Origin of the sequence: Microbacterium sp. E-13 (genome assembly GCF_049912955.1) — a bacterium.
Taxonomy (GTDB): Bacteria; Actinomycetota; Actinomycetes; order Actinomycetales; family Microbacteriaceae; genus Microbacterium.
Map to the genome: position 1 here is coordinate 912,447 of NZ_CP183973.1, position 25,105 is coordinate 937,551.

Sequence of the window (25,105 nt, forward strand, 5' to 3'; positions counted from 1 at the left end):
GCACGAGCAGTCGCGAGTCGCATCGGCCGGATGACCGGTCAGGCGCTCTTGACCATCTCAGTCGTGGTGATTCTCGTGTTCTTGCTCGTGCGAATCACACCGGGTGACCCCGTGAAGGTCATCCTCGGGACCGAGTACTCGCCAGAGCGCGCAGCAGCGCTCGCCGAGCAGCTCAACCTCGACAAGTCGCTCCCGGAGCAGTTCGTCCTCTATGTGGGCGGACTCCTCCGGGGCGACCTGGGCGAGTCGACTGCTCAGGCGGGACGCTCGGTCGGTGACATCATCAGCGACGCGCTCCCGGCAACCGCTGCGATAGCGATCACCGGGATCGTGTTCGGCGTCGTGGTCGGCATCCTTCTGGGTCTGCTCGCTGCGATCAGCAAGCGACGGGGAGTCGATCTGACGGTGCGCACGTGGGCCATGATCACGTTCTCGGTTCCCGCGTTCCTCGTCGGGCTCCTGCTGATCCTCGTCTTCTCGCTCACCCTCGGCTGGTTCCCCGCCGGCGGCTGGCCCGGCAAGTGGCCCGAAAACTTCGCGTACCTCGTCCTTCCGGGGATCGCGCTCTCGACCACCATGTCCACTCTGGTCATCCGCACAGTCCGGCAGGCGGCCATCGACGCGCAGGGACAGCAGTTCATGGAGGCAGCGTTCGCCCGCGGCCTGCCCGGCAGGGTGCTCAACGCCAAGCACATCCTGCCCAACAGCCTTCTCCCGGTCCTGACCCTCGTCGGCATCAGCTTCGGGATGCTGCTGACCGGGGCGATCATCGTCGAATCCGTCTTCGGCATCCCGGGTCTGGGAACCGAGATGAGCCACGCGGTGTCGCGCCGTGATTACCCGGTGATCCAGGGGATCGCCCTGGTCTCCGCCGTCGTCGTCGTCGTCAGCGGCTACCTCGTCGAAATCGCCTACACCTTCGTCGACCCCCGAGCGAGGACGCTATGACCACCGCAGTCGTCGGACGCCGCCCCTGGGCCCTCGGGTGGCTGCGCGGCCTCATCGGCGCCCCCGCCAGCCGGATCGTGGGCGGGAGCGTCTTCGCGCTGATCGTGCTCATGTGCATCTTCGTGCCGGTCTTCTATCCCTACGGACCCGAGGACTTCGTCGCCATGGCGCTGCAGCCCCCGAGCCTCGAGCACCCTTTCGGAACCGATCAGGTCGGTCGCGATGTCTTCCTCCGCACCTTCGCGGGCGGACGCGTCGACCTCGCTGCGGGCGTCGTCGTGACAGTGTTCGCCCTCGTCGTCGGGACGCTGCTCGGAACGCTCGCGGGCTCGTCGCGCGCCGGGTGGATCGACTCGCTGATCATGCGTATCGTCGACGCGGTCCTCGCCTTCCCCCTCGTCATCCTGCTCCTCGTGCTGGTGGTGCTCATCGGGCCCGACACCACGTGGGGACCCGCGCCGCCGGGACTCCCCGCAGCGATGATCGCCCTCATGTGCGTCATGTGGTCGGGGTACGCCCGTGTGGCGCGTGGCCAGGCGCTCGCGCTGCGGGACTCGGACTTCGTCCTGGCCACCCGTGTCGCCGGCATCTCGAGCACCCGGATCGTCACGCGCCACATCGCTCCGGGCGTCAGCCGCATCACTCTGGCCCTCGCCGTGAGCGACATCGTGATGGTCGTCGTGATCCTGTCGTCGCTTCCGTTCCTCGGAGCCGGCGTCCAGCCGCCGGCTCCCGAGTGGGGCGCCATCATGTACGAAGGACGCGCGTTCCTTCGTCAGGCATGGTGGATCACCATCTTCCCCGGTATCGTGCTCGCCCTCACGGGTCTGTCACTGAGCTTCGTCGCCGATTCCCTGCTGGACTCGAGGAGGAAGAAATGAGCACGTCACCACTGCTCTCACTGCGAAACGTCTCCGTCGAGCTGGCCGGGCGAACCGTCATCAGCGACATCGATCTCGACGTCGCCCGCGGGGAGTCGGTCGCCCTCGTCGGCGAATCGGGATCCGGCAAGACCGTCACAGCCCGCGTCGTCACGGGACTCATCGGCCGGATCGGCGGACGGGTCAGCTCGGGCCACATGGAGTTCGACGGCCGCCCGATCGCCCAGGACGACACATCGTGGACGACTCTCCGCGGGAAGCGAATAGCGCTCGTTCCACAGGCGTCCCTGTCGAGCCTGGATCCGGTCGTGCGGATCGGCAACCAGATCGCCGAGACGGTGCGGGTGCTCGACCCCGGCGCCGACGTGGGCAAGCGCTCGCGCGAACTCCTCGACCACGTCCACATGCCCCGCGTCGAGCAGGTGCTGAAGTCATACCCGCATGAGCTCTCCGGCGGAATGCGCCAGCGCGTCATGATCGCGATGGCCCTCGCCGGCCGACCTGAGCTCATGGTCGCCGACGAGCCGACCACGGCTCTGGACGTCACCGTGCAGGCGAACATCCTCAAGCTGCTCGGCGAGCTGCGCCGGGAAACGGGCATGTCGCTGCTGATGATCGCCCACGACCTCGCCGTCGTCGGGCTGGTCTCGGAGCGCGTGTCCGTGATGCGCAACGGCGAGATCCTCGAATCGGGTCCCACCCGCAAGGTGCTCACGGACCCCGAGCACGCCTATACCCGTGCCCTTCTGGCGGCACGACCGGAAACCTCGAAGCCCGGTGCGCCGCTCGCCGTGCTCGATCGCACGACGGGAGAGCTGCGCGCCCCCGCGGCGGCGGAGGCCGTTCCGACCGACGAGCGGACCATCGTCTCCCTCTCGGACGTCTCGGTGACATTCCGCCACGCGCTCAAGCCGGCGGTCGCCCCCCTGTCGCTCGACATCAGGAGCGGCGACTCCATCGGGATCGTGGGCGAGAGCGGCAGCGGCAAGACGACCCTCGGACGGATGATCGTCGGAGCGCTGAGCCCGACGACCGGCACCGTTCTCGTGGACGGGCGTCCGTGGGCGGGCCGCGCGAAGAGCGGCCGTCGGCGTGAGATCCAGATGATCTTCCAGGACCCCTTCGGTTCGCTCACCCCATGGCGCACGCCGCGTGAGACGGTCGCTGAAGTGCTGCGCCGCTGGCACTCGCTGTCGCGCAAGGCGGCGCTTTCTGCCGCGGGCGACCTCCTCGACGACGTCGGCCTTCCCGTCCAGGCGATGGACCGGCGCCCCGCGGGGTTGAGCGGGGGGCAGTGCCAGCGGGTCGGCATCGCGCGCGCTCTCGCCAGCGAGCCCAGACTCCTCGTCGCCGACGAACCGACCTCGGCGCTCGACATCTCCGCACAGGCGCAGATCCTGAATCTCCTCATGCGCCTGCGGGCGACCCACGGGCTTGCGCTCGTGCTCATCTCGCACGACCTGAGCGTCATCCGCCACATGACCGACCAGGCGATCGTCATGCGCCACGGCGAGATCGTCGAATCCGGCTCATCAGAGAAGATCTTCACCGACCCCGTGGAGCAGTACACCAAGGAGCTGATGGCGGCGACCCCCACGCTGCCGCGGGCCGCACACGCACCAGCCTGATGACGCATGAGGAGCAACGGCGAGCCATCTCGCCGCTCGCGACCGTCGCATTGGGGCTGTTGGCGGCACCCGGCTGCGCGTCGCACCACCGGATCCCTCCGCCTCGCCTTGAGATCGTTCCTGGATCTGCTGCGCATGCGCACCTTCCGCGGTTACCTGGGAATCCTCGTTTCATCGGCGGCTCTTCTGTTCAGCTACATCTCGACCGCGCCCTTCGTCCTTCAGGGGGTCTTCGAGTTCAGTGAGCTGGAGTTCGCCGCGACCTTCGGGGCGGTTGGGCTGGGGCTCCTCCTGACCAGCCTCGCGACCGCGCGCTTGCTGAGGAGGCGGCATCCCCGGTCCGTCATCCGCTCGGCCCAACTCATCCAGCTGGCGGGCGTCCTCCTGCTGGCGCTCGTGATCTTCGTCGACGTGGGGACGGGGTGGAGCCACCCCGTGCTGCTGGTGGCGAGTCTGGCCGTGGCTGTGGTGCCGTGCGGCGCGATCGGACCGTGCTGCACCGCGCTCGCCATGGCCGAGAGCGGACAGCGGGCGGGTTCCGCCTCGGCGCTGCTGGGCGTCGGCATGTTCCTCGCCGGCGGGCTCGTCAGCCCGCTGTCGGGAAACGGCCATCCCGCCATCATCATGGTCGCGCTCATGCTCATCGCCGTCGTCACCGGTCCTATGCTCGGCTCTCTGACGGCGAGACGACGATGAGTTCCGCACGGGCCGGATACCCGCTGGAGGATCCGGTTGTGAGGCATCCGGCTTATGTGACCGAGATGAGCGCTCGCTGCCAGCCGGAGGATCCGTTGGGTGCGATCGGTGACGTCTCTTCGAGTTGCAGTTCGCCGTTCTTGTTGGTCGCCCGCACCGAGACGTAGTGGGTGCCCGCTGTGGCATCCCACTCCATGAACCATTGCACCCACGTGTCGGTGTTGATCGGAATCGACAGCGTTGCCGGCTGCCAGTCGCCGTCGTCGATGCGCACTTCGACCGCTTCGATGCCGACGGACTGCGCCCACGCGACCCCGGCGATCGGAATGCGGCCCGCCGGCACGGACTTGCCGATCTTGGGGGTGTCGATCCGTGAGGAGAATTTGATCGGTGCTTGCGCACTGTAGCCCCGAGGGGTCCAATAGGCCTCGTCCTTCGCGAACGTGGTGACTTCGAGTTCGGTAAGCCACTTGGTGGCCGAGACGTAGCCGTAGAGACCCGGCACCACCATCCGGACAGGGAAGCCGTGCTCGAGCGGCAGAGGTTCACCGTTCATCCCCACCGCGAGGATCGCGTCGAGCGTGTCATCGGTGAGGGCCGACAATGGGGTGCTGGCGGTGTAGCCGTCGACGCTGCGGGAGAGCACCATGTCGGCGTCGGATCGCGGTCCGGCGAGGCGGAGGACGTCGCGCACCGGCACACCCAGCCAGATGGCGTTTCCGACCAGCTCGCCTCCCACGACGTTCGACACGCACGTCAGCGTGATCGCATACTCGTCCAGGTCCATCGCGAGCAGGTCGTCGAAGCCGAGCTCCACGCGGCGGTCGACCATGCCGTCCACCACGAGACGCCAGGTGCCGGGATCGACAGCGGGCACGGTCAGCGCGGTGTCGACGCGGTAGAAGTCAGCATTCGGGGTGAACAGCGGTGTGATGCCAGGGATGTCGAGCTCCGCTCCCGCCGGCACCGTCACCGTTGATCGGGCCGCCGGAAGACGCAGCGCCCGCCGGACCGCCTCCACGGACGAGGTGGCCATGCTCACCGCTCTCGCCGTGATGCCGACGAGCACCGCGGACGCGCTCGCGACGCCGGCCAGCACGAAGAATCGCCGCCGATCCATGCCCGGCCGCGGGTCCCCACTCGCGCCCATTGCGGCCTGTGGACGGCTGGTCGAGCGCTGCCAGTCGCGAAGGCGGCGACACAGGATGATCAGCACGATCGATCCGGCGAACGCGCCGATCACCGGCGGCAGGAAGGCGAGCGGGGTGACGCCGGCACGTGTCACGATCGCCGCGACCGAGAGCGCCCCGGCGACTCCGAGCGCGACGACACCCAGAGGCGGCCGCAGGAACTGCAGAACCCCCGCGATCGAGGACGCGATCAGGACCGCAAGCCCGAGCCCAGCCAGCAGAGCGATCTTGTCGAACTCGCCGAAAAGAGAGATCGCAAGTTCTTTGAGCGGTTGCGGGACGATGTCGATCACGAACGATCCCACCGCCAAGATCGGGCTCGCGTCGCGGGCGACCAGCAGCGCGAGCAGCTCAGCGACCGCCAGAAAAACCGCTGCGCTCGCTGCGCCCGCGAAGGCGGCGAGTGCGAGGAACCTGCGCGGGCGGCGTCCGGTCACGTGCGTCCCCATCCCTGAGTCGTGTGGTCCAAGGTTGTTCGGGGCCGGGCTGGAATCGGATCTGAAGCGAGCCGATCATCCGCTCCACCGCTCAGTCGTCGCGGGCCGCGCTCGGCAATGACAGCCGGAATATCGAGCGCGGCCTCAGCGCCCGTCGACGGCGGCCGGCCCGCGCCTCACCGCCGCCGCCACCGAATCCGAAGACGACCAGCGCCGCAGGGACGACTTCGTACCCGCCCGCAGCGATCGGCTCGCCGAACGCCAGCTTCGCAGGAGTTCGTTCGGCGGAGCGAGCACCGTGTATCCCTGAGCTTGCAGGGGAACGGTCACCGCGTTCACTCTGCCGGGAGCGGCGCTGCCGTGTCGGCGAGGCTGTTCGCCGCGCGGACCGCGACCTGCCGGAGCCACCGGTGTGCGGGGTCCCTTTCGTGGACCGGGTGCCACCACAGCGCCTCGACGAGCATCCCCAGCTCGAACGGGGCATCCACGATCGTGACGCCCTCGAAGACCGCAGCCAGGCGTGCCACGCGCTCGGGCATCAGGCCGACTCTGTCGCTGCCCGCGACGAGGTGGGGTACCGCCAGGAAGTCCTCGGTGCTGATCGCCGCACGCGGCTCCACGCCCGACTGGCGCATGCGGTGGAGCGCGGAGAGCACCGGCATGCGCGGGTGATACGGCGTCACCCACGGGCGTTCGCTCATCTCGGCGAGCGAGAGTGGTCCCCGACGGTCGGCTGAAGCCGCGATCACGCAGACCCAACGGTCGCCGTAGAGATCGAGGCTGGGAGCATCCGCGAGGATGCCCTGCGGGAGCACCAGCGCATCGATGTCGCGCAACCAGTCCACACCGGGAGAGATCATGCGCGCGGTGCTGTGCTCGAAGCGAAGGCGAACCCGGGGAGCCTCGCTCGCGACGATGGATGCGAGCGCCCGGCCGAAGATCGGCAGCTGCGCGTCCGACATCACGAGCGTGAACTCGCGCTCCGAGGCCTCCGGCACGAACCGCGGTCTGGTGTCGAAGATGCGATCGGTCCACGAGAGCGCCTGACCGGTCGTCTCGAGCAGCTCTTCGGCGAGCGGCGTGAGTCGATAGGTGTTGCCGGTGCGGACGAGGAGCTCATCGCCGAAGTGCCGCCGGAGACGCGAGAGCGCTGTGCTCAGGGTCGGCTGGCTGAGGTGCAGCCGGGTCGCCGCGCGACTCACGCTGCGCTCTTCCAGGAGCGCGTTGAGCGATACGAGGAGGTTCAGATCAACGCCCACTGCGACATCCTTCGCTATTGGAAATCCCAATATCGACCATTGTCAGATTCAGCTTCCTCAATACCAAATCGGTTCGGAAGATAAGAGCAGAACCGGGAGAACGTCTCGGTCGCGACGACGAAGGAGTCGGCGATGACGTCGTTTCATGTGCTGATCTCGGGCGGTGGGATCGGCGGCCTGTGCCTCGCGCAGGGTCTCCGCAAGGCCGGCATCAGCTGCGCGGTCTACGAGAGTGCGCCCGGCATCGTCAACGCCGGCTACCGACTGCACATGAATGTGCTCGGAGGCGAGGCCCTCCGCCAGTGCCTGCCCGAGAACCTCTACGAGCTGTACCTGCAGACCTCGCGGCGCACTCCGAAGCGGGAGATGTCGGTGATGCTGGACACGCAGGCCAGGGAGATCTGGACGAGGCCCCACATCGGCCCGCCGAACGATGGCGAACGACCGCACACGGCCGTCAACCGCCGGACGCTGCGCCAGATTCTCGCGACCGGCCTCGACGACGTCCTGCACTTCGGGCGCACGGCGGTCGGCTACGAAGCCGGGCCCGACGGCGCGCGTCCGCTCTTCGACGACGGCTCGTCCGCCGGGGGCGACGTGGTGGTCGGCGCCGACGGCATCCATTCGCCCATCCGGTCTCAGCTGCTTCCCGACGTGCACGTCATCGACACCGGCATGCGCGGGATGTGGTCCATCGCACCGCTCACCGAGGACCTCGCCGACGTCATGCCGGATGCCCTCTTCGACGGGTTCGCCATCGTCACACGAGGCGACGGCACGATCTTCGCGATCGGCGTCTATGATCCTCGACGGCCCATCTCCGAAGCCGTCGCCGATCTCGCTCCGGGAGCCGGCATCGACCACGTCGAGCCGTACGTGATGGTGACCTACGGGTCGGACCTCGGCGCAGATCCGACTCCCGACATGCCAGACTTCGCGCACGATTCGCCCGAGGAGCTTCACGCCGCCATCCGTCGCGCGATGCGGGGTGCACACCCCGGGCTCGTGGAACTCGTCGATCGGATCGACGAGTCGACGATCGCACCCAGCGCAATCCGCTATCTCGAGGTCGCCGACGCCTGGCGGCCGAGCCGCGTGACACTCCTGGGGGACGCCATCCATGCGATGCCGCCCAGCTTCGGCGCCGGAGCCAATTCCGCCCTGCGCGACGCTGCGGCGCTCGTGCGTGCGCTCGACGACGCAGCCCAGGGGCGGCGGCCGCTTCTCGAGGCGATCGGCGGATACGAGGAGCGGATGCGCGCCGAGGTGTTCCCGATCATGAGGGCGTCGGCCGACCCCGATGCCGTGCACAGCGACCACGTGCCGGACCTTGCCGGTTGACCCGCACCCACCGAGAGGCGAAAGCATGCATGTCGAAGAAGATGTCGAGTTCCTGGCCGACGGCGTGACGCTGCGCGGCCGGCTCTTCCTGCCGGCCGATTCGGTGACGCCGCCCCCCGTCGTCATTCTCCAGGGCGGGCTCGGCGGCCCGGCCGAGTCGAACTGGCCGATGGCGCCGGCCTTCACCTCGGCAGGCCTCGCCTGCCTCACGTACGACCACCGGTCCACGGGGTACAGCGACGGCGAGCCCCGTCAGGAGTTCGATCCCTGGCAGCAATGCCGCGACCTGCGTCACGTCATCACGCACCTCACCCTCCGGGACGACGTCGACGGCGACCGGCTCGGGCTGTGGGGCGTCAGCATCGGCGGCGCGAACTCCATGTTCACCGCGGCGATGGACCGTCGCGTGCGCGCGGTGGTGAGCATCATTCCGCCCGTGAGTGGCTGGAGCGCGCGCCAACTGCAGCCGGAAAGCACCCTCGCCGAACTCGAGGCGCTCATCCCCGTCGACCGTCAGAACCGGCTGCGCGGCGAGCCCGCGGCCACGATCCGCCTGCACGGCACTCCGGAACCCGGTCGCCCCGTCATGTTCAGCGATCAGGAGGGACTCGAGTTCGTGGAGAACGCGATCCACGGCCTTCCGAGCTTTCGCAACGAGATCACGATCTCGACGCTGGACCGGCTCTTCGAGATGGAGGTGACCGCCTACGCCGAGCGGATCGCCGCACCGCTGTTCATGGTGCTGGCCTCGCAGGACACCGTGGCGGCGGTCGAAGAGGCACGCGAGATGTACTCGCGCATACCCGAGCCCAAGGAGCTCATCGAGTACCCCGGGCAGCACTATGAGATCCTCTCGAAGCACTTCCCCGAGATCATCCAACGCACCTCGAGGTGGCTCGCCGCGACTCTCGATGCGTGACAATCGGGGGACGCGGGGGACGGATGCCTCGACCGCTGGTCTCGCGACACCTCAGCTGCTCACCCTGGCGTTGCTCGCCGCGATCTCACCGCTCGCGACCGCGATGTACCTCCCGGCCCTGCCCGCCATGGCGGCGGAGTTGGGGACCGACGCCCCGACGCTCCAGCTGACCGTCACCGCCTTCATGGTCGGCCTCGCCGTCGGTCAGGTCGTGCTCGGGCCCCTTTCCGACCGGGTTGGGCGACGGCCGGTCCTGCTCGTCGGAACCAGCGTGTGCGTCGTCGCCTCGCTCGCGTGCGCCCTGGCTCCCGGCATCCACCTCCTGATCGCGGCGCGCCTCGTCCAGGGATTGGCCGGAGCCGCCGGCATCGTGCTCGGGCGCGCCATCGTCGCCGACACCGTCCACGGCGAAGCCGCAGCGCGCGCCTTCTCGCTGCTCATGGCGATCGGCGCCATCGCCCCTGTGGTCGCGCCGCTCCTCGGAGGCCCGCTCGCCGAGTCGTCCGGCTGGCGGGGCGTCTTCGCAGCGCTCACCGGCCTGGCGGCGTTGATGCTTCTCGCCGCCATCGTGCTGCTGCCCGAGACGCTGCCAGCGGGCCGTCGGCGAGCGCGAGAGGCGGCATCCGGCAGAAACGAGGCCTGGGCGATCGTGCGCCGCCCTCGCTTCATCGGCTACACCGTCGTCCTCGTCTTCGCGTACGCGACTCTCATCGCCTACGTCGCCGCATCGCCCTTCGTGTTGCAGGAGGGATTCGGGCTCGCCCCTGGCGCTTTCGCCCTCGCGTTCGCCGCGAACGCGGTCGGTCTGACGCTCGCCTCGTTCACCAGCGCCCGTCTCGTGCGGAGAATCCCGCCCCGCCGGCTCCTTGCAGCAGGCATCACAGCCGAAGCCGCGGCCGTGCTGGTGCTCCTCGGCGCGGCGCTCGCCCGCACGCTCACGGCGCCGCTTCTGCTCGTGCTGCTGTGGCTGTCGGTGGCGTGCCTCGGATTCGTCATGGGCAACGCCACTTCTCTCGCGATGGATGAGGCGGGACGCGGAGCGGGTTCTGCATCCGCGCTCCTCGGCGCCAGTCAGTTCGGGCTCGCTGCGCTGGCGGCGCCCGTAGCGACCAGCGGAACGATCGGCAGCCCCGTCGCCATGACCGTCACCATGGCGGCGTGCGTCTCCATCGCGGCGATCGCCGTCGTCGTGGCCGGCCGTGGAGACTCCGGCAACCGATAACTGGTCGGTCGGCTTTCCCGGAACCGATCTCAGTCAGCCGGTCCACCGAGTGCGAAAGTCACCGTGGCTTCGCCCGAGCCGAGGGGGATGAGCGGCAGATCCCCGGGGCGCACGGCTCGACCGTCGAGGCGGACGTTGCGCGCGGCATCCGGAAGCTGGACCGTGCTCGTCGTGTTGGGTGGGACCCGGACGATCAACTCCACCTCTCCCGCTTCGGTCTTCACCCAGCGAGATGCGAGCTCGCCGTAGGGGGTTTCGATCCGACCGGCGGCGCTGGTGAGTGGACCGGCGAAGTCCGGCTCGATCCGGGACTCGCGGTAGCCCGGTCCCACGAGCTGGATGCCCGCCAGCCGGCGGTACAGCCAATCGTCGACGCACCCGAAGGCGTAGTGGTTGAAAGAGAGGTCGGTGACAGAGCCGTCCGGCGCGATGGCCTCCCATCCCTCCCACATGGTCGTCGCTCCGTTCGCGACCTGGTAGAGCCACGAGGGGGCCGTCTCTCGGAAGAGCAGCGTGCGTGCGAGGTCGCGATGTCCGTTGTCCCAGAGCACGTCCAACAGGAATTGAACCGAGAGGAAGCCCGTGTCGAGGTGGTCGTCGGCGTCGTGGATCAGTTCGACGAGATGGGCGACGACGGCGGCCTTGCGGTCCTCCGGCACGAAGCCGAACGCGAGCGCGACCACGTACGGGCCCTGCAGTCCGCCTGGGATGCGGCCGTCCGCGTCGATGTACTCCACCGCGAACGCCTCGCGCGCACCCCGCGCCCTCTGTGCGTAGCGTTGCGCGTCTTCCACGTGTCCGAGGATGCCGGCGATCTCAGCCATGACATCCATGAGGTGACCGTGATAGAGCGAGCCGATCACCTCTCCGGTGCGCCGGGGGGCGTTCATCTGGCTGGCGTCAGGCCCCCGCAGCGTGCTCGGCGCGAGCCAGTCGCCGAAATTGGGCTCGTTGTTCCACAGGAATCGCTGTCTCTCCGTCTGTTCCGGGGTCAGGGAGGTGGCGATCAAGCGGGGTGGGAGGCCGGATGTCGCGCTGTCGATCTGGTACTGCGCCCACGCCGCCATGGCGTCATAGTTCTCGGTGAGCACGCGGCGGTCCTCGAAGTGCCGGAACAGCACCAGCGGTGCGATCGCGATGACGTCGCCCCAGCCGGCAGACGAGCCCAGCAGCATGATCGCGTCGTCGTAGCTCGGCGCGGGTCCTTCCATCAGGTAGTCGAGCTGTGGCGGGCTGGGGGAGATGTTCATGATCTGACCGTCGTCCAGCTGGTCGTCGCGGACGATTCTCAGCCATCGCGAGAGGAACGGGCCGACCGCCATGTTGGTGGCGGCCGCCGCGGCGAAGATCTGCAGATCGCCCGTCCACCCGTATCGCTCGCGCTGCGGGCAATCCGTCGGGATGGAGAGGAAATTCGCGCGCTGACTCCAGCGCACGTTGGAGTGCAGTCTGTTGAGGCGCGCGTCGGATGTCTCGAGGCATCCGATGACGGGCAGGTCGGAGGACGTGACGACGGCGGTGAAGTCGTCTGTGCTCAGAGGCTCGGGAAAACCACTGATCCGGGCGTAGCGGAAACCGTGGAAGGTGAAGGCGGGTTCCCACGTCTCGCCTTCAGGGTCGCCCGCGAGAACGTAGACGTCGGTCTGGTCTTTGTTCGGTCCGACGATGTTGTTGAAGTAGTTGCCGTGTTCGTCGAGCACCTCGGAGTGCTCCAGACGAACGGTTCGGCCCCGCTCCCCACGGACGTGGAAGCGCACTCTGCCGGCGATCACCTGCCCGAAATCTATGACGGTATCCCCCGCGGGAGTGCGCAAGATCTGTTTCGCCGGCACCTCCAGGACGCGTCGCACCGGCTCGCCCACGAACGGGACGAGCGACTGCTCGAGATCGACCTCTGCGACGGGAACCCACGTCGAGTCATCGAACTCGGCGGTGCTCCAGCCCTCCCAGCGAACGCGGGCGTCGTAGCTTTCGCCGACAGCGAGATCGGCGTACCGGATGGGGCCGTCGGTGGAGGAGACGGCTGTGCCGTCGGACGTGATCGTGTGCCGCGTGCCGTCGGGGTACTCGACCTCGAGCTGCCACAGCGCCTTCAGCCTGTCTCCGTATCCCCGGCTCGCACCGAGGATCCCTACTCGGCCGGCATACCAACCGTCGGACAGCACGAGGCCGAGCACGTTGTCTCCGGAGACCAGGTGGTCGGTGACGTCGTACGTCTGGAATGACAGGTGGATGTCGTAGCTCTCCACGCCCGGGGCGAACAGCTCATCCGACACGGGGTTCCCGTTGATCCGCGCCTCGTAGATTCCGTGCGCGGTCGCGTAGAGGCGCGCCCGCCGCGGCGATTCCCCCAGGCGGAAACGCTGACGCACGTAGGGCGTCGGCAGCAGTCGTGCCTCAGGCGGGCTGTCGATGCGGAGGCTGAAGAGCTCCTGGAAGTCGGCGGCGCCGTCCTTGCGGACAGCGAGCTGCCGCGGCTCGATCCAGCGAGCTCGCCACTCGTCAGCACTGAGGAGCGTGGTCTCGAAGGTCGATTCCGACCATGCCGTGGGGTTCGCCGACGTGTTGACCCAGGACCGCACCCGCCAGCGGTACGGCGTGGCCGATTCGGCTTCGAAGCCGTCGAAGGTCACGAGCACCGAATCGGGTGATTCGATGCGACCTGTGCGCCACACCGCCTCGGGCGCATGGAGCTTCTGAACCTCCAGTTCGTACGCGGTCTGCGTCACGCCCTTCGCGAGCGCCGCCTCGATCTGCCACGAGAAGCGCGGATGCCGGGTCCACAGTCCGAGCGGACGATCCATCTGCTCGACCCGCAGGTTCTTGAGTGTCGTCACGACACCTCCAATCTCTGAGCGGTTGCGTGTGCGGCGGGCGGATGCCGCCCGGGGTCTCCCCAGGCGGCATCCTCCGAGCAGCAGGTCATGCGTCCCAGGCGGCATCCATCTCGTCGAGGATCTGGTCGACGGTCTTCTGGTTCGTCAGCAGACCCTGGACGCCCACGGTGAGCGCGTCATAGACGCCCGGGTTCGGGAATGTGGCCAGCGGCGCGTCCACGAAGTCCCCCTGCTCGAGCAGATCGCCGATCGGCTGATACGGCACCGGGAGCTTGGCGGCGTCCACGCCGGTGATCGCGACGAGACCGGAGAGATCGGCGAACGTCTGGGCCTGCTCCGGGTCGGAGGCCCAATCCAGGAACTCCTGGGCCGAGGCCTTCGCTGCGTCGTCGGACGCCGCATTGATCGCCCACGCGTATCCCGCGGAGGCGACGATGACGGGCTGCTCGCCTGCCGTGGCCGGGAACGCCTGGACGGTCAGGTCCAGTCCGGTCGCGTCGCCGATCGACTTGGCGGCCGAACCGGGGACAGTCGCCGAGAGCGAGGTCTGGCCGCCGATGCCCTGCGTGATGGAGTCGAAGGTTCCTCCCTCTACGCCGTCCTGGAAGCATCCGGAGTCCTTCATCTCGACGATCGTCTCGAGCACGTCGCGCCACGCGCTGTCGGCGAAGGTGACATCGCCGGCCGCGCGCTGCGCGTTCCAGTCCGGATCGGGACCGTACACCTGCGTCGCGGAGATGACCATGGCGAGCAGGCCGTTGTTGGGCGCGGCTGATCCGGCCAGCACGTTGAAGGACTTGCCGCCATCGCGGGCGGAGCCGCAGGCGTCCAGCATGTCTTCGTAGGATGCCGGGTACTCGGCGATGCCCGCCTCCTTCGCGGCGGCGTCGTTGTAGATGAAGCCCGTCGGGTTGAGCGCTGCCGGCTGTGCGTAGATGTCGCCGTCGACCTCGTAGAGCGACTCGGTGCCTTCCGGGATGACGGCCGCCGACGTGTCGTCGAGCGGCTCGAGGAATCCGGCTTCCGCGAGGCTGACGACGGAGATCGCCTGCCCGGTACCCGGGGAGAGGATCATCATGTCGGCCGCGTTGCCTGCCTGCAGCTGCGTCGTGACCTGCGTGTTGTAGGCATCTCCCGGGTAGGGGATCACCTCGACCGGGACGCCCGTCTCTTCGGTGTACTGCTCTGCGAACTGCGCCCAGTAGTCGTCGGCGTCGTTCGACTGGGCGACCATGATGGAGAAGCCGGTCGGCTCTTCGCCGCCGGATGCATCGCCGGGCTGACCGCCTCCGGAGGTGCATCCCGCGAGGAGCAGGGCTCCGAGCAGCGGCGCTGCAAGAAGGGGGAGCCGCACGGCTCCGGTCGCTGTCTGCGTTGACATGGTGACCCTTTCGTGACGTCATCGTCGCCAGCGTTCGCTGGCCGGGTAGAACGTTTCAATAGAGCTTGACAGCATTTGTCGGATTTCGACATTTGCCGTGGTTATGTGGTGCAGTACCGCCGCTGATCCGCGCGTACGACCTGCTCCCGCTCGCGCCGCACGACGATTCGGGCAGCTTCTCGTCAGTAGATGGTCTCGCCCCGCTTCAGCATCTCGACGTACTGAGCGACGCGTGCCGCGCGCGAGGCGGGCCGCTTGAGGTTCGCGACCCGGAAGGCCATCGCGAACCGGTTCTGCGCCGACTGGGCGGCGAAGGTCTCCGCGAGGTTCGGGTCGGCGTTCAGCGCCTCTTGGAGTTCTGCGGGGAGGTCGCCGTCGCTCTGCCGATACGCGTTGTCCCATCGCCCGTCGGCTTTTGCGCGGTCGATCTCGAGCTGACCCTGGGGACGCATGCGGCCCTCCTCGATCAGCCGGGTGACGTGGCCGATGTTGACCTTCGACCACATGCTCCTCGGTCGCCGGGGCGTGAAGGTCTGCAGAAAGTAGTCGGCGTCGAGGGACTGCTTCTGCCCGTCGATCCACCCGAAGCACAACGCGACATCGAGCGCCTCGGCGTACGTGATGCCAGGCCGGGTGGCGGCCGCCTTCCGCAGTCGCAGCCGGATGCCGCTCGGGTCTGGGTCCGACTCCAGCCAGGCCTCCCACTCCGCGACGGTGTCGACGAGGAGTACGGGCTTGCTCGCGCGGTCGACCACAGCAGCAGGTTAGCCCGCGTCGTCGCGCAGCGACCTCTCCCTGCGGTGTCCGGTGGCCGGCAGCATCCGCCCACTGTCCTTGACGCGGGTCGACCCCGCCGCCCTGCCTCAAATCGGCGCGGAACGCAAGCCCTGGCTCGGGCCGCGGACGATACCTAACGTGGAGGCGTCCGGGTGAACCCCGGATCTGACGGAAGGAACCATCATGGGACTCGACGACAAGATCAAGAACGCTGCTCAAGAGGCAACCGGCAAGGCGAAGGAAGCTGTGGGTGACGCCACCGACAACGAGCGCCTCGAAGCCGAGGGTCACGCCGATCGCACCGAGGCGAACCTGAAGCAGGCCGGCGAAAACGTCAAGGACGCGTTCAAGTAAGCGCGTCGAATGCAGAAGCGTCTCCCGGTGGGGAGACGCTTCTGCATGTCTCACCACGACGGGACGCGCCGTCGTAGACAGGTTGGGCACGGGGAGAGCCATGGCGAAGAAGAGCAGTCCGAAGAACCCGCCGCGGCGGGTGCCGAAGCGGTTGTACAAGGCCGAACTGAAGCGCCTTCAGGTCGAGCTGGTCGAGATGCAGCGATGGGTGGCGAAATCAGGCGCACGTGTCCTGGTGATCTTCGAGGGCCGTGACGCCGCCGGCAAGGGCGGAGTGATCAAGCGGATCACCGAGTACCTCAATCCCCGGCATACGCGGGTCGTCGCACTCAACAAGCCGTCCAAGCGCGAGCGGGGCCAGTGGTACTTCCAGCGGTACATCGAGCGCCTCCCCAGCAAGGGCGAGATCGTGCTGATGGACCGGTCCTGGTACAACCGCGCCGGGGTGGAGCGGGTCATGGCGTATTGCACCGATGAGGAGTACCAGAGGTTCCTGCGACAGGCGCCGGTCGTGGAGCAGCACCTCATCGAAGACGGCATCATCCTGATCAAGTACTGGTTCTCGGTCTCGGATGACGAGCAGCAAGCGCGCTTCGTCGCGCGGCGCGAGGATCCCATGAAGCTGTGGAAGCTGTCGCCGACCGACCTGGAGTCGATTCGCCGGTGGGAGGACTACTCGCGGGCGAAGGACGCCATGTTCGCCGCCACCGACACACCCGGTTCGCCGTGGTGGGTCGTCGAGAGCGACGACAAGCGCAGCGCGCGCTTGAACGCGATCAACCATCTGCTCGAAAGCATCCCGTACCACCACCTGGACCGGCCGAAGATCGACATCCCCGACCGCCCGAAGGCGGACGACTACGAGCGACCGCCGATCGAGCAGTTCAACTACGTTCCCGACATCGCCGCCGAGCTCGGCAAGAAGTAGCACAGAGCCCGTAAGACCTCGTTCTCCTACCCATCTCCCAGCCCCCGGGCGGGCGCCCAGGCGTAGCATTTGCGCATGGATAGGCGGCATCCGCGCCGATCACCCGCTCGTTGGCTTTCCATCGCCGGCGCATTCGTCGTGGTCGCGGGCGTCACTGCGGCCGTCGTCATACCGACAGCCGCTGATGCGGGCGTCAATCTGCCCGACAAGACCCCCGCCGAGCTCCTGGAGTTCGCCGCCGCGAGCGATGTCACCGCCATGACGGGGACGATCGAACAGACGTCGGACCTCGGCCTCCCTGACCTCTCGAGCCTCACGGGCTCGTCCGGTGGCGCGGACTCGAGCGCCGGCGCCACCGACGCCATCGACCTCCTGACCGGCTCGCACACAGCCGATGTCTACCTCGATGGGGACAGGTCGCGACTGCAGGTGCTCGATCGCCTCGCCGAGCGCGACGTGTACGTCGACGGGGGCGCCGGCGAGGGCTGGTTCGTCGACTCCGAGACCAAGACCGCGACGCACTACACCCTGGGCGGTGAGGCGAGTACGCCTGAGCCGCGGCCCGACGCGATGGCGCAGACCCCGCAGCAGGTGCTCGATGACGCCCTGGCGAAACTCGACGACACGACCGAGGTCTCCGTCGGGACCGATGGCCGCGTGGCAGGGCGGGACGTGTACGAGCTCGTGCTGGTGCCGAACGACGACGCCAGCCTCGTGGGCGAAGTGCGCTTCGCGATCGACGGGGAGACGGGCGCTGCGCTCGCGGCATCCGTCACCGCCCGAAGTGCCGACCAGCCCGCATTCGACATCGCGTTCACCGACATCTCGTTCACGGCGCCCGACCCCGCGACGCTCACGTACGCCCCCGCGTCGGGGTACACCGTCGAGGAGCAGACCCTTTCGGGCCGTGATCGCGCGGCAACGCCTGATTCCCACGAGAGCGGAACGGATGCCGCCACTCGGCCGGTCGTGCACGGCGAAGGCTGGACGGCCGTCGTCGAGCTGCCGCAGGCGGCCGCGAGCACCGCGGATCCGGGGGGCGGGGATCCCGCGACGATCGAGAGCCTCACGCGGCCGGTCGCGGGTGGACGCGTGCTCGAGACGGCCCTCGTGACGGTGTACTTCGCCGACGACGGGCGTGTGTTCGCGGGTGCGGTCAGCGCCGATCACCTCGCAGACGTCGCGGCCGGCGGCTGAGCGCGCGGTGACCGGCCTCGCGATCCAGACCTCGGGCCTGACCAAGCGATTCGGCGCGCAGACAGCCGTGGACGGCGTCGCGCTCGAGGTGCCGCACGGGTCGGTCTTCGGGTTCCTCGGCCCGAACGGGTCGGGGAAGACCACGACGATCCGGATGCTTCTCGGCCTCGTCCGCCCGACGTCGGGCGAGGCCCGCGTCCTGGGCCGGCCCGTCCCCGACGCGCTTCAGACCGTGCTCCCGAAGGTGGGCGCACTCGTCGAAGGACCGGCGTTCGCCCCCTTTCTCACCGGAAGGCAGAATCTTCGCCGGTTCGACGCTGCCGGTCGGCACGCGGCATCCGCCTCCCGCCGCCGACGCATCGACGAGGCGCTCGAGCGGGTCGGGCTCACCACGGCGGCCGACAAGAAGGTGCACGCGTATTCGCTGGGCATGAAGCAGCGCCTCGGCATCGCCAATGCGCTGCTCACTCCGCGCGAGCTGCTCGTGCTCGACGAGCCGACGAACGGGCTGGACCCGCAGGGCATGCGCGAAGTGCGTGCCCTCATCCGCTCGCTGGCCGGCGAGGGGGCGACCGTGTTCGTCTCGAGCCACCTGCTCGCCGAGGTCGAGCAGGTGTGCACGCACGCCGGGATCATGAGCGCGGGGCGGCTCGTCGCGTCGGGCACGCTCGACGAGCTGCGCAGCGGTGACGGCGCGGGCCGCCTGCAGCTGCAGACCCCCGATGTCGCGCGGGCCAGAGAAGTGCTCGAGAGCGCGGGGATCAGGACCACGGATGCCGCGGCCTCCACGCTCGTCGGCGTGCTCGCGTCGCACGAACCCCAGCCGGAAGACATCGTGGCGGCCCTCGTCCGCGCCGGGGTGCGCGTGCGGGGCATCACGGTCGAGCGGACGAGTCTCGAGGACCGATTCGTCGAGCTGACGGGACAGGGCTTCGATGTCGTCGCGTGATGCCGCCGCCCGAGCGATGGACGTACCGTCGCCGGCAGCTGCCCCGGGCGGCGGGAGCCGGGGAAGCGGCATCCCCGGTCTTCTCGGAGATGAACTGGCGGTGCTGTTCCTCCGCCTCCGAACGTGGATGATGCTCGGTGCGCTGGGCCTCGTTCCGGTTCTCCTCGGCGTCGCGGTACGGATTGCGGGGGGCACCCGCGCGGGACGAGGGCCGGCGTTCCTCGATCAGATCACCGACAACGGCGTCTTCGTCGGCCTCGCCGCACTGACGATCGCGATCCCGCTCTTCCTTCCCCTGACGATCAGCGTCGTCGCCGGTGACACGATCGCCGGGGAGGCGGGCCTCGGCACCCTTCGCTACCTGCTGGTCGCACCATCGGGGCGGGCTGCGCTCCTCGCCGTCAAGTACGTCGCCGCCGCGGTGTTCTGCGTGATCGCGACGTTCACCGTGGTCGCGGTCGGCGTGATCGTCGGCGCGATCCTCTTCGGCGCGGGCCCGCTGACCCTGCTGAGCGGAACGCAGGTGAGCCTCGCCGACGGACTGGTCCGGTGTCTTGCCGTCATCGCCTACGTGTCGGTGTCGATGCTGGGGCTCGCGGCGATCGGCGTGCTGCTCTCGACGCTCACGACGGTGCCGGTCGGCGCCATGGCCGCCACCGCGATCCTCGCCGTCGCGGCGCAGATCGTCGGTCAGATCCCGCAGCTGTCGGCGGTCCATCCCTACCTCTTCACCGATCGCTGGCTCGACTTCGGCGACCTGCTGCGCTCGCCGATCTCGTGGGATTCCTTCGTCGGCAACGCCCTTCTGCAGGGAGCCTGGATCGTCGGCGCAGGGGCGCTCGCCCTCTGGCGGTTCTCGACCCGAGATGTGCTGACGTAGCCGCAGCCTTCCGTCGCCTGACCCTCAGCGGGAGAGCGCGGCGGGGGAGCGGAGTCTCAGCCGGGCCGGCCCAGGGGCTGCGTGCCCGTGCCGTCGGGAACCTGGTCGATCCCGGTGAGCTCCTCCCGGGCACCCGGGCTGCCGGCGGCGTCCAGGGCCAGCACGGGGCCGACGTCGGGTGCGTAGAACTTGAGCTCGGCGACATCAGGTTCGAGGGCGTCGGTGTCCCAGGTGAGCAGCACGTCTGTGTAGTGCCCGGTGGGAGCGTCGGCCATCGCATGGGTGCTGAGCACTTCGCCGTTGTCTTCCGCCTGACCCGCGTAGTACTCCTGGCGGTAGCGGAGGCCCGGAACGGGGTCGGCGGGAATCAGGATGCCGGGCAGAGCCCCGTCGACGCCTGCCTCGAAAGACCCCTCGCGAGAGGTGATCTCACCGTTCTCGAACTCCGCCGTGTCCTCGCCGAGGTACCAGATCGCGCCCTCGTCGTCCTGCGCGTACCAGTCGAAGGTGTCCTCGACGATCTGGTCACCGCGGAACACCGTGTCGCGCACGACGCGCGCCGTGATCCCGTTGGCGATCTTCCGGGTGTCGGATGTCGCCACCACAGTGACGCGCAGATCGTCGCCGCCCGGATCGATCTCGCGATACGTCCAGCGGGTGCCGGGCTTCATCGGCCAGTAGGGGTTGTCGATGTCGGCGGTGAAGTGAGCGGGATCCAGCGTCACGGGTTGGTCGCCGGACGGCAGTGGGGACGACGTCGCTTCGGCGGGGCCCGGCCTGGGCGCAGGCGTGCATCCGGCCAGCGCCACCACGCTGCACGCGATGGCGACGGCGGCACCCACGAATGGCCGTACGCCGCGCTTCATGCCCCGATTCTCCTCGCTCGCCGAGGCAGCCGGTAGCGGCTGCTCGGCCCGCGGTCGCCGGGTCACTTCTTGACGGGCGGGGCGTCGTCGGGTGCGACGTAGGCGCCGATGAGGCGGAACAGCGCATCGGCGGCGTTGGGGTAGATGCCGTTCTCGTCGAAGGCTCCCGGGGCGTACGTCGTGGCCACGGAGATCGCGATGCGCTCGGACGGCAGGTACGCGTCGGTCGCGCTGTATCCGCTCAACTGCGGGTTCTGCAGCATCCATGAACCCGAACGCACCACCCCCAGACCGTAGTTGTATCCGTCGACCTGGGTGAAGCACGAGCCGGCGCACACCGGCAGGGGCTCGCCGAAGCCGATCAGCTTCGAGTCGGTCATCTCGTGGAAGCTCTCCTCGGAGAGCAGCGCGCCGGTGCCGATCGCGATCGCCGTCTTGGTCAGGTCGTCGATGGTCGTCGTCTGCGCGGCACCCATGGGTGTGCCCCAGACCGGGTTCCAGTAGGTGGACTCCTCGGTGAAGCTCGTCCCGGCGGGGATGCCCAGCGCGACGCGGCGTTCCGAGCTGAACGAGTGGAGTGCGGGTTCGGGAACCGTGCCCGTCGCGAACGCGGCCGTTTCCGTGAGATCCATCGGATCGAGCACCTTCTCCTGCAGCAGCTCGTCCAGCGGAGCGTCGCCGATCTGCTCGAGGATGTGGCCGAGGATCATGAAGTTCGTGTGCGCGTAGCTCCAGTTCTCACCCGGGGCGAACTGCAGGGGACGCGAGAAGGCGTAGTCGATGCGCTCCTGGTAGGTGAACTCGTGGAAGGGGTCGGCGTTGTACGCGGCCGTCCATCCCGGATCGGTCTCGTAGTCGGGGTACCCGGTCGTCTGGTTCGTGAGCATGCGCAGGGTGACCGTGTCGGACTCCGGCAGCTCGGGCGTCCACTCGTCGATCGTGTCGTCCAGGGTCACGGTGCCGTCGTCGACGTATTGCAGCAGCAGGTTGGCGACGTACTGGAAGGCGACCGCGCCGTTGCGGAAGTACATCTCGGTCGTCGCCGGCACACCGGGCATCGAATCGCCGAACGCCTGGGTCGTCACGATCTCGTCGCCGCGCTGCACCTGCACGATGACGGCTCGAAGCGACATCGACGCCATGGCGTCCTCGACGATCCCCGCGATGTCCTGCGCCTCCTCTGACATCGCGGGTGTCTCACGCGGAGGAGCGGATGCTGTCGCCCCACTGTCCGCGGCGGGCGCCGGCGCCGTGCACGCCGAAGAGACGAACATCAGCGCCGACGCGACCGCGACGGCTCCCAGCATCCGTCGTCCTGCGCTGCGTCTGCTCCTGCGAGAGGCCGACCGCGCGAAACGCCCCCGTTCGGACTTCGAGTCGGTCATCAGTCGCTCCCCAGCAAGACCTCGGGCCCCCGCCCGCTCATCGTCGATCGCGAGTGCTGACGAGCCTCCCACACTCGTCGGGACTTCGATACCCCGCGGCACGAGGGCGGATAGGGTGGCGAGGTGACAGCGCCCGCTCCGTCGAACCCCACGCCCGCGCCGCGACCGGGCGCGATCTACTTCCTCGGACGGGTGGTCTTACGGCCGTTGTTCTGGCTCCTCTACCGCCCCCGCATCGTCGGACGAGCGAACGTTCCCGCGCGCGGTCCGGTGCTGCTGGCGAGCAACCACCTGGCATCGCTCGACACGGTCATCATCCCGACATCCGCGGCCCGCCCGGTGCAGTTCCTCATCAAATCGTCGTACTTCACGGGCTCCGGCATCCTCGGCCGCCTCAAGCACTGGTTCTTCACCTCGATCGGCGGCGTGCCGGTGTACCGCGCGACAGGTCGCGATGCCCGCGCCGCGCTCGACGCGGGCAGCAGCATCCTGCGGGCCGGCAGCGTCTTCGCGGTGTTCCCCGAGGGAAGCCGCTCCCGCGACGGGAAGCTGCACGAGGGTCACGGCGGCGCGGCGTGGATGGCCCGCGAGACCGGCGCCACCATCGTGCCCATCGGGTTGATCGGAACCGGCACCGTCAAGCCGCTCAGCCACCTGCTGCCCGGACGGCCGCGCCTCCAGGTGCGCTTCGGAGAGCCGCTCGACCTCGCCGACCTCGAGGGCGTGCCCGACGGCAAGGCGCGTCGTGAGATCACCGAGCGGATGATGGCCGCCATCGCACGACTGAGCGGACAGGAACGCTCGGGCAGCGTGAACGCCACGTCGCGCGACTGAGCCGCTCCGCGAGAGCGGTCTCAGAAGTCGGCAGTGCCTCGCAGGGGGCGGGGTCGCGCATCCGGGTCGAACAGAAGGCGGTTGACGGGACTGGCCCAGAGACGTTGCGCGCGCGAGACCGGTTCGGTGCGGTGGTGTCGTACCTGTCCCTCCGGGCGCGGGGACGAACCTCCGGTGCGGTGCCATCGGTCGAGAGCGTCGGCGCGGGATCTCCAGAGCGCGAGTCCGTCCCCGGCGTCCAGGCCGCGCAGATCCGCTCCGTCGACGCCGAGGTGCTCCGCCCAGAGCTGCAGGCGCAGCTCGAGGGCCAGCGGGCTGATCGACCTGTCGTCCGGGGTGGAGTCGTCGACCACAGCGCAGGTGAGCTCGCTGTCCATCGTCCACGAGCGACGGTTGAAGTTGTCCGAGCCGCAGGTCATCCAGGTGTCGTCGACGATGCAGACCTTGGCGTGCACGTAGATGGGCGTGCCCGCCTCGTTCTCGAGGTCGAACACGCCGACGCGGCCCGGCGCTGCGCGACGCAGCATCGAGATGGCGCGCAGCTGGCCCAAGCGACTCGCCGGTCCCGACAGCCGTCCGTCCGAATCGGGGTACCGGGGGAGCACCACGATGACGTGCAGCCGAGGGTTGCGGGTCAGGGCCTCGGCGATGCCGGCGGCGACCTCCTTCGACCAGAAGTACTGATCCTCGATGTAGATGAAGGAGCGAGCCCGCGCGAAGGCCTTGGCATACGCTCGCGCGACGCTGCGCTCCCCGAGCGGGGCGAAAGGGTACGGGGGGCGCTTCCTCCCGTACGTGCGCAAGAGCTGCACGGCGTGAGGACCCGCCGGGGGTGGCGGCGCCGTGATCTCCGGAAGGGGACGGGGATGGCGGGGCATATCGGCGAGTCGCTGAAGCAGCATCCGATACGGAGTCCGGTGGTCGAGTGCGGTGGGGTCGTCCCAGCGCTCGGCGAAGACCGCCCGCAGCTCGGCGACGACGGGGCCCCGCAGTTCCAGTGCTGCGTCATGCCAGGGCGGGCGCTCGCCGTAGCGGGAGTCCATGGTCAGCGCCTGCGGGTCGCCACGGTGATCGGCATCGTCACGGCGGCTGTGGCACAGATCGATGCCGCCGACGAACGCGACATCTCGCGCAGGGTCGTCGCGGTGACGGATGACGAAGAACTTCTGGTGGTGGGATCCGAAGAGGCGCACGCGCTGGTCCAGGAGGACCTCGCCACCGGCCTCGTTGATGCGACGGCCGAGGTGCACGTTCGAGAGACCGCTGATCGGCGCGGACACCTTCTCGCTATGCGACCGCCACATCAGGCCGCGCACCTCCACCCCCTCGCGTGCCAGGGCGCACAGCAGATCGCCGATCGACGGACCGTGCGGCAGCAGCAGCTCGTCGGCGTCGCCCCGCCAATCCGTGAAGAACACCCGGTCGCCGGGGCGCAGGGCCGTGAGCTCCTCGTGCAGCCGCGCGAAGTAGGTCGCGCCGTGCACGAGCGGCCGCACGAGATTTCCCTCCGACCAGGCGGAGCCGCTCGCATCGATGACGCTCGCCGGATTCCCGCGCTCGGCGCGATCGAGGAACCACTCAGCGGCAGCACCGTCCACGCGTCGAACTCTAACGTGATCGCGGGGTCAACCGCGGGGCGTCGGCGATCAGCGCCGCGCGGCAGGGCGAGGCCGTAGGGATCGCGGGTGCTTGGGCTCGCGGCATCCGTGATGGGGGCGGTTGTGGTCGCGTGCGGTGGGGTGAGTCGGCAGCGTCTGCCACTTCGGTGCGGGGTGGGTTTCGTGAGGTGGCAGGTGTTGTCGGGTCGGGGGTGCGGGGGCGGCGCTTGTTGCCACTTCTGTGTGGGGTGGGGCTGAGGGAGCGGATGCTTCGGCTCGCGGCATCCGTGATGGTGGCGGTTGTGGTCGCGTGGGGTGGGGTGAGTCGGCAGCGTCTGCCACTTCTGTGCGGGGTGGGTTTCGTGAGGTGGCAGGTGTTGTCGGGTCGGGGGTGTGGGGGCGGCGCCTGTTGCCACTTCGGTGCGGGGTGGGTCTCACGGGGCGGATGCTTGGGCTCGCGGCATCCGTGATGGTGGCGGTTGTGGTCGCGTGGGGTGGGGTGAGTCGGCAGCGTCTGCCACTTCGGTGCGGGGTGGGGTTCGTGAGGTGGCAGGTGTTGTCGGGTCGGTGTGTGTGTTGCGGCGCCTGTTGCCACTTC

21 protein-coding genes are annotated in these 25,105 nt (G+C 68.8%); 13 read left to right on the forward strand and 8 right to left on the reverse strand.

The window, feature by feature from the left end; all coding sequences use genetic code 11:
• Positions 1-30 precede the first annotated feature (30 nt).
• Genes ACN9MP_RS04135 through ACN9MP_RS04150 form a run of 4 tightly spaced genes read left to right on the forward strand, consistent with a single transcriptional unit; the run spans position 31 to position 4,153 of the window.
• Complete coding sequence (locus ACN9MP_RS04135) at positions 31-948, forward strand: ABC transporter permease (RefSeq protein ID WP_426324052.1); 918 nt, start codon at positions 31-33, stop codon at positions 946-948.
• The gene (locus ACN9MP_RS04140; RefSeq protein WP_426324053.1) at positions 945-1,829 is read left to right on the forward strand and encodes an ABC transporter permease; all 885 of its coding nucleotides are present in this window, start codon (positions 945-947) and stop codon (positions 1,827-1,829) included. Before ACN9MP_RS04135 ends, ACN9MP_RS04140 begins: the two co-directional genes overlap by 4 nt.
• Positions 1,826-3,457, forward strand: a complete 1,632-nt coding sequence (nikE, locus tag ACN9MP_RS04145) for a nickel ABC transporter ATP-binding protein NikE (protein ID WP_426324054.1) — start codon at positions 1,826-1,828, stop codon at positions 3,455-3,457. Before ACN9MP_RS04140 ends, nikE begins: the two co-directional genes overlap by 4 nt.
• Positions 3,458-3,463: 6 nt before the next feature.
• Positions 3,464-4,153 carry an MFS transporter gene (locus ACN9MP_RS04150; RefSeq protein ID WP_426324055.1) on the forward strand — a complete coding sequence of 230 codons (690 nt, stop codon included), beginning with the start codon at positions 3,464-3,466 and terminating at the stop codon, positions 4,151-4,153.
• A 52-nt stretch (positions 4,154-4,205) separates the two neighbouring features.
• Here the strand turns inward: ACN9MP_RS04150 and ACN9MP_RS04155 are convergent, their stop codons facing one another.
• Together ACN9MP_RS04155 and ACN9MP_RS04160 are read right to left on the reverse strand one after the other, a co-directional pair.
• A complete protein-coding gene (locus ACN9MP_RS04155) occupies positions 4,206-5,792 on the reverse strand; it encodes a molybdopterin-dependent oxidoreductase (protein WP_426324056.1) in 1,587 nt (528 codons plus the stop codon).
• 323 nt (positions 5,793-6,115) lie between these two features.
• Positions 6,116-7,039, reverse strand: coding sequence for a LysR family transcriptional regulator (locus tag ACN9MP_RS04160; RefSeq protein ID WP_426324057.1), 924 nt, complete (start codon positions 7,037-7,039; stop codon positions 6,116-6,118).
• 132 nt (positions 7,040-7,171) lie between these two features.
• Between ACN9MP_RS04160 and ACN9MP_RS04165 the strand changes: the two genes are divergently transcribed.
• From ACN9MP_RS04165 to ACN9MP_RS04175, 3 genes are read left to right on the forward strand one after another with little or no spacing between them, the layout of a single operon-like run.
• Positions 7,172-8,380, forward strand: coding sequence for an FAD-dependent oxidoreductase (locus ACN9MP_RS04165; RefSeq protein ID WP_426324058.1), 1,209 nt, complete (start codon positions 7,172-7,174; stop codon positions 8,378-8,380).
• 25 nt (positions 8,381-8,405) lie between these two features.
• Positions 8,406-9,299: an alpha/beta hydrolase gene (locus ACN9MP_RS04170; protein WP_426324059.1), complete on the forward strand. Its 894-nt coding sequence runs from the start codon at positions 8,406-8,408 to the stop codon at positions 9,297-9,299.
• Entirely contained in the window at positions 9,292-10,521 is a 1,230-nt protein-coding gene (locus tag ACN9MP_RS04175; protein WP_426324060.1) for a multidrug effflux MFS transporter, read from the forward strand. Before ACN9MP_RS04170 ends, ACN9MP_RS04175 begins: the two co-directional genes overlap by 8 nt.
• Positions 10,522-10,550: 29 nt before the next feature.
• Here the strand turns inward: ACN9MP_RS04175 and ACN9MP_RS04180 are convergent, their stop codons facing one another.
• From ACN9MP_RS04180 to ACN9MP_RS04190, 3 genes are all read right to left on the reverse strand, one after another.
• Positions 10,551-13,358 (reverse strand): family 78 glycoside hydrolase catalytic domain, encoded by a 2,808-nt coding sequence (locus ACN9MP_RS04180; protein ID WP_426324061.1) that lies wholly within the window; start codon positions 13,356-13,358, stop codon positions 10,551-10,553.
• An 85-nt stretch (positions 13,359-13,443) separates the two neighbouring features.
• Positions 13,444-14,739 carry an ABC transporter substrate-binding protein gene (locus tag ACN9MP_RS04185; RefSeq protein ID WP_426324062.1) on the reverse strand — a complete coding sequence of 432 codons (1,296 nt, stop codon included), beginning with the start codon at positions 14,737-14,739 and terminating at the stop codon, positions 13,444-13,446.
• 182 nt (positions 14,740-14,921) lie between these two features.
• The gene (locus tag ACN9MP_RS04190; RefSeq protein WP_426324063.1) at positions 14,922-15,494 is read right to left on the reverse strand and encodes a YdeI/OmpD-associated family protein; all 573 of its coding nucleotides are present in this window, start codon (positions 15,492-15,494) and stop codon (positions 14,922-14,924) included.
• 205 nt (positions 15,495-15,699) lie between these two features.
• Here ACN9MP_RS04190 and ACN9MP_RS04195 point away from each other — a divergent pair, with 205 nt between their 5' ends.
• The 5 genes from ACN9MP_RS04195 (at position 15,700) to ACN9MP_RS04215 (ending at position 19,824) form a co-directional block, all read left to right on the forward strand.
• Positions 15,700-15,870, forward strand: coding sequence for a CsbD family protein (locus ACN9MP_RS04195; protein WP_426324064.1), 171 nt, complete (start codon positions 15,700-15,702; stop codon positions 15,868-15,870).
• Between the two features lie 100 nt (positions 15,871-15,970).
• Positions 15,971-16,798, forward strand: coding sequence for a polyphosphate kinase 2 (gene ppk2 / locus ACN9MP_RS04200; RefSeq protein WP_426324065.1), 828 nt, complete (start codon positions 15,971-15,973; stop codon positions 16,796-16,798).
• Positions 16,799-16,873: 75 nt separating this feature from the next.
• Positions 16,874-17,995, forward strand: a complete 1,122-nt coding sequence (locus ACN9MP_RS04205) for a LolA family protein (RefSeq protein WP_426324066.1) — start codon at positions 16,874-16,876, stop codon at positions 17,993-17,995.
• A gap of 7 nt (positions 17,996-18,002) precedes the next feature.
• Entirely contained in the window at positions 18,003-18,944 is a 942-nt protein-coding gene (locus ACN9MP_RS04210) for an ATP-binding cassette domain-containing protein (RefSeq protein WP_426324067.1), read from the forward strand.
• The gene (locus ACN9MP_RS04215) at positions 18,931-19,824 is read left to right on the forward strand and encodes an ABC transporter permease (RefSeq protein ID WP_426324068.1); all 894 of its coding nucleotides are present in this window, start codon (positions 18,931-18,933) and stop codon (positions 19,822-19,824) included. The genes ACN9MP_RS04210 and ACN9MP_RS04215 overlap by 14 nt, the downstream gene beginning before the upstream one ends.
• A 56-nt stretch (positions 19,825-19,880) precedes the next feature.
• Here the strand turns inward: ACN9MP_RS04215 and ACN9MP_RS04220 are convergent, their stop codons facing one another.
• Entirely contained in the window at positions 19,881-20,690 is an 810-nt protein-coding gene (locus ACN9MP_RS04220) for a hypothetical protein (RefSeq protein WP_426324069.1), read from the reverse strand.
• Positions 20,691-20,752: 62 nt separating this feature from the next.
• Positions 20,753-21,877 carry a serine hydrolase domain-containing protein gene (locus ACN9MP_RS04225; protein ID WP_426324070.1) on the reverse strand — a complete coding sequence of 375 codons (1,125 nt, stop codon included), beginning with the start codon at positions 21,875-21,877 and terminating at the stop codon, positions 20,753-20,755.
• Positions 21,878-22,198: 321 nt separating this feature from the next.
• Here ACN9MP_RS04225 and ACN9MP_RS04230 point away from each other — a divergent pair, with 321 nt between their 5' ends.
• Positions 22,199-22,909, forward strand: coding sequence for a lysophospholipid acyltransferase family protein (locus ACN9MP_RS04230; protein ID WP_426324071.1), 711 nt, complete (start codon positions 22,199-22,201; stop codon positions 22,907-22,909).
• A 20-nt stretch (positions 22,910-22,929) separates the two neighbouring features.
• Here ACN9MP_RS04230 and ACN9MP_RS04235 read toward each other — a convergent pair whose 3' ends face one another.
• Positions 22,930-24,507, reverse strand: a complete 1,578-nt coding sequence (locus ACN9MP_RS04235; RefSeq protein ID WP_426324072.1) for a phospholipase D family protein — start codon at positions 24,505-24,507, stop codon at positions 22,930-22,932.
• Positions 24,508-25,105: the final 598 nt, after the last annotated feature.

What these genes read in the sequence shown, in the direction of transcription:
- ACN9MP_RS04185 (WP_426324062.1), bottom strand. Translation starts at nt 14,739, where the DNA reads ATGTCAACGCAGACAGCGACCGGAGCCGTGCGGCTCCCCCTTCTTGCA.
- ACN9MP_RS04195 (WP_426324064.1), top strand. Translation starts at nt 15,700, where the DNA reads ATGGGACTCGACGACAAGATCAAGAACGCTGCTCAAGAGGCAACCGGC.
- ACN9MP_RS04165 (WP_426324058.1), top strand. Translation starts at nt 7,172, where the DNA reads ATGACGTCGTTTCATGTGCTGATCTCGGGCGGTGGGATCGGCGGCCTG.
- ACN9MP_RS04175 (WP_426324060.1), top strand. Translation starts at nt 9,292, where the DNA reads ATGCGTGACAATCGGGGGACGCGGGGGACGGATGCCTCGACCGCTGGT.
- ACN9MP_RS04205 (WP_426324066.1), top strand. Translation starts at nt 16,874, where the DNA reads ATGGATAGGCGGCATCCGCGCCGATCACCCGCTCGTTGGCTTTCCATC.
- ACN9MP_RS04215 (WP_426324068.1), top strand. Translation starts at nt 18,931, where the DNA reads ATGTCGTCGCGTGATGCCGCCGCCCGAGCGATGGACGTACCGTCGCCG.
- ACN9MP_RS04150 (WP_426324055.1), top strand. Translation starts at nt 3,464, where the DNA reads ATGAGGAGCAACGGCGAGCCATCTCGCCGCTCGCGACCGTCGCATTGG.
- ACN9MP_RS04170 (WP_426324059.1), top strand. Translation starts at nt 8,406, where the DNA reads ATGCATGTCGAAGAAGATGTCGAGTTCCTGGCCGACGGCGTGACGCTG.
- ACN9MP_RS04220 (WP_426324069.1), bottom strand. Translation starts at nt 20,690, where the DNA reads ATGAAGCGCGGCGTACGGCCATTCGTGGGTGCCGCCGTCGCCATCGCG.
- nikE (WP_426324054.1), top strand. Translation starts at nt 1,826, where the DNA reads ATGAGCACGTCACCACTGCTCTCACTGCGAAACGTCTCCGTCGAGCTG.
- ppk2 (WP_426324065.1), top strand. Translation starts at nt 15,971, where the DNA reads ATGGCGAAGAAGAGCAGTCCGAAGAACCCGCCGCGGCGGGTGCCGAAG.
- ACN9MP_RS04155 (WP_426324056.1), bottom strand. Translation starts at nt 5,792, where the DNA reads ATGGGGACGCACGTGACCGGACGCCGCCCGCGCAGGTTCCTCGCACTC.
- ACN9MP_RS04225 (WP_426324070.1), bottom strand. Translation starts at nt 21,877, where the DNA reads ATGTCAGAGGAGGCGCAGGACATCGCGGGGATCGTCGAGGACGCCATG.
- ACN9MP_RS04140 (WP_426324053.1), top strand. Translation starts at nt 945, where the DNA reads ATGACCACCGCAGTCGTCGGACGCCGCCCCTGGGCCCTCGGGTGGCTG.
- ACN9MP_RS04135 (WP_426324052.1), top strand. Translation starts at nt 31, where the DNA reads ATGACCGGTCAGGCGCTCTTGACCATCTCAGTCGTGGTGATTCTCGTG.